The sequence below is a fragment of the Sodalinema sp. genome (assembly GCF_046483825.1).
Classification (GTDB): Bacteria; Cyanobacteriota; Cyanobacteriia; order Cyanobacteriales; family Geitlerinemataceae; genus Sodalinema.
On sequence record NZ_JAWOCL010000096.1, the window covers coordinates 1 to 7,950 of the forward strand.

At 52.6% G+C, this 7,950-nt stretch carries 8 protein-coding genes and 1 pseudogene; 5 read left to right on the forward strand and 4 right to left on the reverse strand.

The window, feature by feature from the left end; genetic code table 11:
* The 4 genes and pseudogenes from R6U67_RS06360 to R6U67_RS06375 form a co-directional block, all read left to right on the forward strand.
* Nucleotides 1-130, forward strand: a pseudogene (locus tag R6U67_RS06360) (photosystem II D2 protein (photosystem q(a) protein)); the annotation flags it as partial.
* 292 nt (nt 131-422) lie between these two features.
* The gene (psbC, locus tag R6U67_RS06365) at nt 423-1,787 is read left to right on the forward strand and encodes a photosystem II reaction center protein CP43 (RefSeq protein WP_410251768.1); all 1,365 of its coding nucleotides are present in this window, start codon (nt 423-425) and stop codon (nt 1,785-1,787) included.
* A 284-nt stretch (nt 1,788-2,071) separates the two neighbouring features.
* Nucleotides 2,072-2,995 carry a geranylgeranyl diphosphate synthase CrtE gene (gene crtE, locus R6U67_RS06370; protein WP_410251769.1) on the forward strand — a complete coding sequence of 308 codons (924 nt, stop codon included), beginning with the start codon at nt 2,072-2,074 and terminating at the stop codon, nt 2,993-2,995.
* A gap of 8 nt (nt 2,996-3,003) precedes the next feature.
* Nucleotides 3,004-3,456 (forward strand): divergent PAP2 family protein, encoded by a 453-nt coding sequence (locus tag R6U67_RS06375; RefSeq protein WP_068787885.1) that lies wholly within the window; start codon nt 3,004-3,006, stop codon nt 3,454-3,456.
* A 73-nt stretch (nt 3,457-3,529) separates the two neighbouring features.
* On the opposite strand, the gene psaJ is transcribed toward R6U67_RS06375, so the two are convergent.
* Nucleotides 3,530-3,658, reverse strand: a complete 129-nt coding sequence (gene psaJ / locus R6U67_RS06380; protein ID WP_068787884.1) for a photosystem I reaction center subunit IX — start codon at nt 3,656-3,658, stop codon at nt 3,530-3,532.
* Between the two features lie 45 nt (nt 3,659-3,703).
* Nucleotides 3,704-4,186, reverse strand: coding sequence for a Photosystem I reaction center subunit III (locus R6U67_RS06385; protein WP_410251764.1), 483 nt, complete (start codon nt 4,184-4,186; stop codon nt 3,704-3,706).
* 139 nt (nt 4,187-4,325) lie between these two features.
* On the opposite strand from R6U67_RS06385, the gene tsaD reads away from it, so the two are divergent.
* Nucleotides 4,326-5,375, forward strand: a complete 1,050-nt coding sequence (tsaD, locus tag R6U67_RS06390) for a tRNA (adenosine(37)-N6)-threonylcarbamoyltransferase complex transferase subunit TsaD (protein WP_410251765.1) — start codon at nt 4,326-4,328, stop codon at nt 5,373-5,375.
* Nucleotides 5,376-5,477: 102 nt separating this feature from the next.
* Here the strand turns inward: tsaD and sir are convergent, their stop codons facing one another.
* Nucleotides 5,478-7,397, reverse strand: coding sequence for a sulfite reductase, ferredoxin dependent (sir, locus tag R6U67_RS06395; RefSeq protein WP_410251766.1), 1,920 nt, complete (start codon nt 7,395-7,397; stop codon nt 5,478-5,480).
* Nucleotides 7,398-7,639: 242 nt separating this feature from the next.
* The coding region (locus R6U67_RS06400) for an SH3 domain-containing protein (protein WP_410251767.1) at nt 7,640-7,950 on the reverse strand (311 nt) is incomplete at its 5' end.

The following is a 7,950-nucleotide window of genomic DNA, read 5'->3' on the forward strand; positions in this document are numbered from 1 at the left end:
GTTTGAAACCTTCTACACCAAGAACATTCTCTTGAATGAAGGGATTCGCGCTTGGATGGCCCCGACGGACCAACCTCACCAAAACTTTGAGTTCCCCGAGGAAGTTCTACCTCGCGGTAACGCTCTGTAACAGGTTCTGTCAAACGTTCTATAAAACGTTCTGTAACACCCTGGGTAATCCCCTTGGTCAATTCGGATTCAATTTGAATTAACTCGGGTTTACCACTGGGGGGTTTGCTACCGTAGGTTTGCTACTGTAGGTCTTAGCATCGTTGTTCTGATGCAAGTCTCAGCCTAATCCCCCCATTGACCCTTTTCACCGGGAGAATCATCAACGCCAAAGTCTTGATGGTTCTCCTATCCCCGACGCACGTTAGATTTAGAGGAGGTTAAACCTCGTGACAACATCGTTCAACACTGCCATGATCAGTGGCGGACGTGACCAACAATCATCAGGATTCGCCTGGTGGTCTGGGAACGCTCGTCTTATCGACCTGTCGGGTAAACTACTCGGCGCTCACGTTGCCCACGCTGGCTTGATTGTCTTCTGGGCCGGCGCGATGACCTTATTTGAGGTCGCTCACTTTGTTCCCGAAAAACCCATGTATGAGCAAGGTCTAATCTTGCTCCCTCACCTGGGAACTCTCGGTTGGGGCGTTGGCCCTGGTGGTGAAGTGATCGACACCTTCCCCTACTTTGTCGTTGGTGTTCTTCACCTGATTTCTTCGGCTGTTCTCGGCCTCGGTGGAATTTACCACGCTGTTCGTGGCCCCGAACGCCTCGAAGAATATTCCTCCTTCTTCGGTTATGACTGGAAGGACAAAAACCAAATGACCAACATCATTGGTTTCCACCTCATCCTCTTGGGAGGTGGTGCGCTGCTGTTGGTTGCTAAAGCCATGTTCTTTGGCGGTGTCTATGATACCTGGGCACCCGGTGGCGGTGATGTTCGCGTCATCAACAACCCCACCCTCGACCCCTCGGTTATCTTTGGCTACCTCGTGAGAAACCCCTTTGGTGGCGTTGGGTCCATCATCGGTGTGGACAACATGGAAGATATCATCGGTGGCCACATCTGGGTTGGCTTAATCTGCATCGCTGGTGGTGTTTGGCACATCCTCACCAAGCCTTTTGGTTGGGCACGCCGCGCCTTCATCTGGTCCGGTGAAGCCTATCTGTCTTACAGTGTCGGCGCTCTGTCTCTGATGGCGTTCATCGCTTCGGCTTACGTTTGGTTCAACAACACCGCGTATCCGAGTGAGTTCTACGGCCCGACTAACGCTGAAGCCTCTCAGGCTCAGTCCTTTGTCTTCTTGGCTCGTGACCAAAAACTCGGTGCTAACATTGGGTCTGCTCAAGGACCGACAGGTCTGGGTAAATACCTGATGCGCTCTCCGACCGGTGAAATCATCTTCGGTGGTGAAACCATGCGCTTCTGGGACTTCCGTGGTCCTTGGCTTGAGCCTCTCCGTGGACCGAATGGTCTCGACCTCAACAAACTCAAAAATGATATTCAGCCTTGGCAACTTCGCCGTGCGGCTGAGTACATGACTCACGCTCCTAACGGTTCCATCAACTCTGTGGGTGGGATTATTACGGAGCCTAACTCTGGTTTTAACTACGTTAACCCTCGTGCTTGGTTGGCGGCGTCTCACTTCATTCTCGCGTTCTTCTTCCTGGTGGGTCACTTGTGGCACGCCGGACGCGCTCGCGCTGCTGCGGGTGGGTTTGAAGCCGGTCTCAATCGTGAGACTGAGCCGGTTCTGAATATGAACCCTCTCGACTAGAGCCTCTGGCTGAAGTCTGGTTCTGGATGTTAGATTCTGGATGTCAGACCTTCGCTATTGAGCTGAATTGAGCTGAATTAGGGTATGATGTGGCTCCCACTGAGTTGGGAGCCACTTTTTGTTGCGGGTATCTTGCGGGTATCTCGTGGCGATGAAAGGGAGTTTTCCCGATTTTAAGGCATGAGGATGTCAAACAGTCTGGTAGCCTAGTGATGGGGGTTTCTGTGGAGATGCGATCGCCCGGAAACACCTTGTCAGATATGATGCAGAAAAAGGATAAAGGGATGGTAATGACGGACGACCGGAACTCGCCTCGGGACGAGCAGTTTGATCTCCGTGCCTATTTGGCCGAGGGGAAGACGTTAGTTGAAGCCGCGCTCGACCGCGCACTTCCGGTCATCTACCCCGAACGAATCTATGAGGCTATGCGCTATTCTCTCTTGGCTGGGGGGAAGCGGTTACGACCCATTTTGTGTTTAACGACCTGTGAGATGCTGGGTGGGACTCGGGAGATGGCTCTGCCAACGGCTTGTGCGTTGGAGATGGTGCATACCATGTCCTTGATTCATGATGATTTGCCGTCGATGGATAATGATGATTATCGACGGGGGAAACTGACCAATCATAAGGTGTTTGGCGATGATGTGGCGATTTTGGCGGGGGATGGACTCCTGGCCTATGCCTTTGAACATATCGCCGTGGAAACCCGAGATGTCCCCGCGCCGAACCTCTTGCGGGTTGTGGCTCGTTTAGGACGAGCGGTCGGTGCGGCTGGATTGGTGGGGGGCCAGGTTGTGGATTTGGAGTCGGAAGGGAAACCCGATATTACTCTGGAGACGTTACAGTTTATCCACACGCATAAAACGGCGGCGTTACTTGAAGCCAGTGTCGTTTCCGGGGCTTTGTTAGCTGGTGCTTCCAACTCGGAGCTGGAACGGCTGTCTCGCTATGCCTATCAGATTGGTTTAGCCTTTCAGATTGTGGATGATATTCTCGATGTGACGGCCTCGTCTGAAGTGTTGGGTAAAACGGCCGGCAAGGATGCTAAGGTGCAAAAGGCAACTTACCCGAGTTTGTGGGGATTAGAGGAGTCGAAGCGACAGGCGGAAATGGCGATCGCAGAGGCTAAATCAGAACTTGAACCGTTTGCTGAGGCGGCTCGTCCCTTAGTCGAAATTGCTGAGTTTATTATCCGTCGCCAGTACTAAGGGAAGTTATGGAAGATTTGGCGCAGGTTTTTAATAATCACATTTTAATTGTGGCACTCGCGGCCTGTTTGATCGCGCAGTTGTCGAAGTTACTGTTGTACGCGGTTCAACATCGCCGCTTGAATGGACGAGTCTTAATTGAAACCGGTGGAATGCCGAGTTCTCACTCGGCTTTGGTGACGGCGTTGGCGACGGGTGTGGGACAAACTCTCGGCTGGGATAGTCCTGATTTTGCGATCGCCGTCGTGTTTGCGGTGATCGTCATGTACGATGCTGCTGGGGTGCGCCAAGCGGCGGGGAAACAGGCTCGGGTTCTCAATCAAATGATTGATGCCTGGTTTCATGAAGACATTGAGTTTGATGAAGACCGCCTCAAGGAACTCTTAGGACATACCCCTTTTCAAGTCGTCATTGGTTCGGCGTTAGGTGTAGCGGTCGCCTGTTTGCTGCAAGGGGGTTAACAGGACAAAAAAAAGACCCAACCGATTCGGTTGGGTCTTTGGGTCTCATCAAAATAAAGACGTGATCCGTGCTTTAGTGAAGAGGATGGAAGAGTAAATCGGGGAAAATGCGATTAAACTCAATCAAAATTCCCGCCGTAATAAACATCCAGGCCGTTGCCAAAACGGGAGCGGTTGACAGGTATCTTTGTAGGTCTTTCATAAATTAAATCAACTCCGTGGTTTTCAAACGAGAAATTAGTCCAGTCTAGCGGGGAGAAATGGGGATTTCATTGTCGTTGGCAAACATTTCTCCAGTGGTCATTTCTTTGAATGCCGCTAGAGGCCAAGCAAAGCTAGCCAAGGAGCAACGAACGGCCCGGGGAACGTCGATGATGATTTCTTTTTCTTCGGGAGATTTCTCGCCACGAATCGAAATTAGATAACTCCGACCGGCCCAGCCAATCCAGCCAGCAATGTACAGAAACAGCACGCCAGGAATGAGAAATTCTCCAGCATGGCTCCAGCGACCATCCACAATCAAGTGGGGAAGGCCCTCTTCTCCGCAGAGAAGTTCGCGTCCATACAGTTCAAACCGTTGTTTCGCTTGCTCAGTGGTTGCGGCTTTGGCTCGGGCGATAAAGGCAGGACTCTCGTTACAGGGAGTCAGACCCGCCACGTCAGCCGAAGCGGTGGGAGCAAAACTGAACCAAAGAACTGCGGTCAGTACTAGCGCTAATAGTCGTCGCATAAGAATGCTTTCCTTGGATATCAAAACTTAAAATGATATCTTTGATGACCTCGATGTCAGCGTCGGGGTCAATGTCAAAGATATCTGGCTAGCATCCTATCATAAAAGATATCGCTTCCCGGAGAGCCTTTTAGAGTAAATGACCACAATCCTTGCTATTGAAACAAGTTGTGACGAAACTGCCGTTGCAATTGTTAAAAAACGTCAAGTTTTAAGTAGTATTGTTACATCTCAAATCGAAACCCATCGCCGTTATGGGGGGGTTGTGCCGGAGGTGGCCTCCCGCCAACATCTCGAACGACTCGGCGAGGCGATCGCCCAAAGTTTAGACCAGGCAAACCTCCATCCGAGTCAACTCGATGGAATAGCCGCCACCTGCACGCCAGGTTTAGTGGGGTCGTTACTGGTTGGGGTAATGGCGGCCAAAACCCTAGCCCTCGTTCATGACAAACCTTTCCTCGGGGTTCACCATCTCGAAGGCCATCTCTACGCCTCCTATCTCAGCGATCCCAGCCTAGAGCCGCCTTTTCTCTGTCTCTTGGTGTCTGGAGGGCATACCAGCCTCATTCACGTTAAAACTTGTGGCGACTATCACTCCCTCGGTCAAACTCGGGATGATGCCGCTGGCGAGGCCTTTGACAAGGTGGCCCGTTTATTAGATCTCGGCTATCCCGGCGGCCCAGAAATCGATCGCCTGGCTCAAGTCGGTGACCCCAACGCCTTTCCCTTGCCCGAAGGCCGCGTGAAACTGCCCCAGGGCGGCATTCACCCCTATGATGCCAGTTACAGTGGCTTAAAAACCGCTGTGATGCGCCTGGTGCAAAAACTCAAGGCGGAAGGCGATGAACTCCCCGTGGCCGATCTCGCCGCCAGTTTCCAAAAAACCGTGGTGCGATCGCTCGTCAAACGTACTATCCGCTGTGCCTTAGACCATAAGTTGTCAACGATCGCCGTCGGAGGAGGTGTCGCCGCCAACAGTGGCTTACGTCGAGACTTAACCGCCGCTGCTGAGGAAAACGGCCTACGAGTTCTCTTTCCGCCGATGGCCTACTGTACCGACAATGCGGCCATGATTGGTTGTGCCGCCTCAGAACACCTCAGCCGAGGACATACCTCACCCTTAACCTTGGGGGTACGCTCTCGGCTGTCGGTGTCTCAAGCTATGACACTTTATGGGGATAGGGGATAGGGAATAGGGAACAGGGAACAGGGAACAGGGAATAGGGAATAGGGAATAGGGAACAGGGAACAGGGAACAGGGAATAGAGTTCCCGTACTGTTCCCGTACTGTTTATGTGTCCTGGCGATTCCCGGCAAGATAGGCGTTTAGGGCTTCGCTGGCCAGGTCTAACATGGGTTTCCCCGAACGCAGGGATTCTTCTTTGAGGCGATCGTAAACCTCGTCATAAATGCGAATCCGATGGCGTTCTTGTCGTTTGGGTTTGAGGGTTGAGGGATCGTAGCTGTCCGAGAACTGTTGTAATCCGTCCATACCCATGCGATCGCAGAAATCACCAAAGCGCTCGCCGGGTTGACGCTCTTGTTTGAAATAGACGAACAAGGGTTCTAACACCTGTTCGATTTCATCGGCCGCCACGCGATCGCGATAGACTTGCGCCAAACGAGTCTGATGGGGATCTGCTCCCAACCACATCTGATAGACATTGGGGGCGCGTCCCACAAACCCTAACTCGGCAATATAGGGCCGCGCACAGCCATTGGGACAACCGGTCATACGGATCACAAATTCTTCTTTACGCAGTCCTACGCGAACCAATAGCTTGCGAATGCGATCCAAAATATCGGGAATGGCCCGTTCTGACTCGGCGATCGCCAACCCACACGTGGGTAGCGCAGGACAAGCCATCGACAACCGTTTCAGGGAATCCAAGCCTTCGAGGGACTGAACTCCAGCCTCCCGCAAGATACCGTTAATGGTCTGACGCTGGCTCGGATCAATGTCGTACAGCAAGACATTTTGATGGGGCGTTAGACGCATCGGCAGATCCAACGTCTCAACAATACGGCGCAGGGCGCTGCGGAGCTTCCAATCCCCATAATTGGCAATGCGTCCATTTTGAACCCATAGCCCTAAAAAGAGCTTGCCATCCCCCTGTTCATGCCAGCCTAAATAGTCTTCATAGCGCCATTCGGGCAGAGGCTGATAGGGTTGTAACGACTTGCCAAAATAGCCTTCGACCGTGCTACGGAATTTCTCGACGCCCCAATCATGGAGGAGATATTTCAAGCGAGCGTGACGACGGTTATGGCGATCGCCGTAGTCCCGTTGAGTGGCCACAATGGCTTTCACCAGGTCATAAATATCAGCTTTATCCACATAGCCAATTTCATCGGCCAAGCGAGGGAAGGTTTCCTCTTTGTTATGAGTTCGGGCCAAGCCGCCACCGGCGAGGATATTAAACCCTTGAACCTCTCCCTGTTCGTTGCTAACCAAGACTAGGGACAGATCTTGTGAATAGAGGTCAACGGAGTTATCTCCCGGAACCGTGACACAGCTTTTGAATTTACGGGGCATATAATGCTCCCCATAAATCGGTTCCTCTTTATCTTTAAAGAGCGTTCCATTGCCATTGCGTTGGCGGGCCGCTTTGACTTCGGGATCTTCCTCCCCGGAAATGGCTTTTTCGCCATCGAGCCAAATTTCGTAATAGGCGCCGCTTTGGGGGGTGAGTAGATCGGCAATGCGATCGGCATAGTCCCAGGCGGCGGCATACTCGGGGCGATTTTTGAACGGGGCCGGAGGCGCCATGACGTTGCGGTTGAGATCACCACAGGCCCCGAGCGTTGAGCCGAGGTTACGCACGATCGCGCTAATGGTGGCTTTGAGATTTTTCTTAAGGATGCCATGAAGTTGGAACCCTTGGCGGGTGGTCACTCGCAGCGTCTCGTTGCCGTAGTCTGAGGCCAGGCGATCGAGGGTCAGGTACAGTTGCGGCGGAATAAAGCCACCGGGGTTCCGGGTACGGATCATCATTTGATAATCCTTCTCTTGTCCCTTAACCCGATTATCTCGGTTGTCTTGTTGATAAGAGCCGTGAAATTTCAGGATCTGAATCCCGGCTTCACTAAAGTGGGTGGTATCTTCGAGGATTTCTGTAGCAACGGGTTCACGCAGAAAGGCGCTGCGTTCTTTAATTCCTTCGAGTTTTGAGAGTTTGCGTTCGCGAGAGTTCGGGGTCAGCGTAGCCATGCTTTAACAAGGTGAGAGTACGTCATCATCGCTCCATCCCCTGCGATCGGAGGAGTTGAGGCGATGCAGGATTCCCCGGCTCAGGACTTTGGGAGTCCTGAAGTCCGGTAATCCGGTCGAGATTGTGGAGAATACATCTTGCAAACTATTTTAGCATCCTTGGGGGGACGCATCAGAGGGGTTGAAATTAATCTTTGAGATGGCGATTTGAGATTACGATTTGAGATGGCGATCGCCGCCCCTTAGGGAGAAGAGATTTCCTCTAAGTTGCCGCCGACGACCCAACCTTCTTGATTACTCGACTCAGAGCGAACCCGCTGCCAGGCTCCATCCTGGACATTTTCCAAGACCGTTACCGTTTCATTAAAGGCAATGCCCCCCAAGCTGCCAGCATCGTAACTGGGGTTGTCTCGCAGCAGTAAGCCTTCGGGCCAGGTGACGCGAGCCTGATAGAGTCCGGGGTTTGGGGTGGGACTCGGTTCTGGGGTGGGTTCGGGGTCCGGGGTCGCTTCTGGGGTGGGGGTTGTGCTGGCTGGGGTTGCGGTGGGGGCTT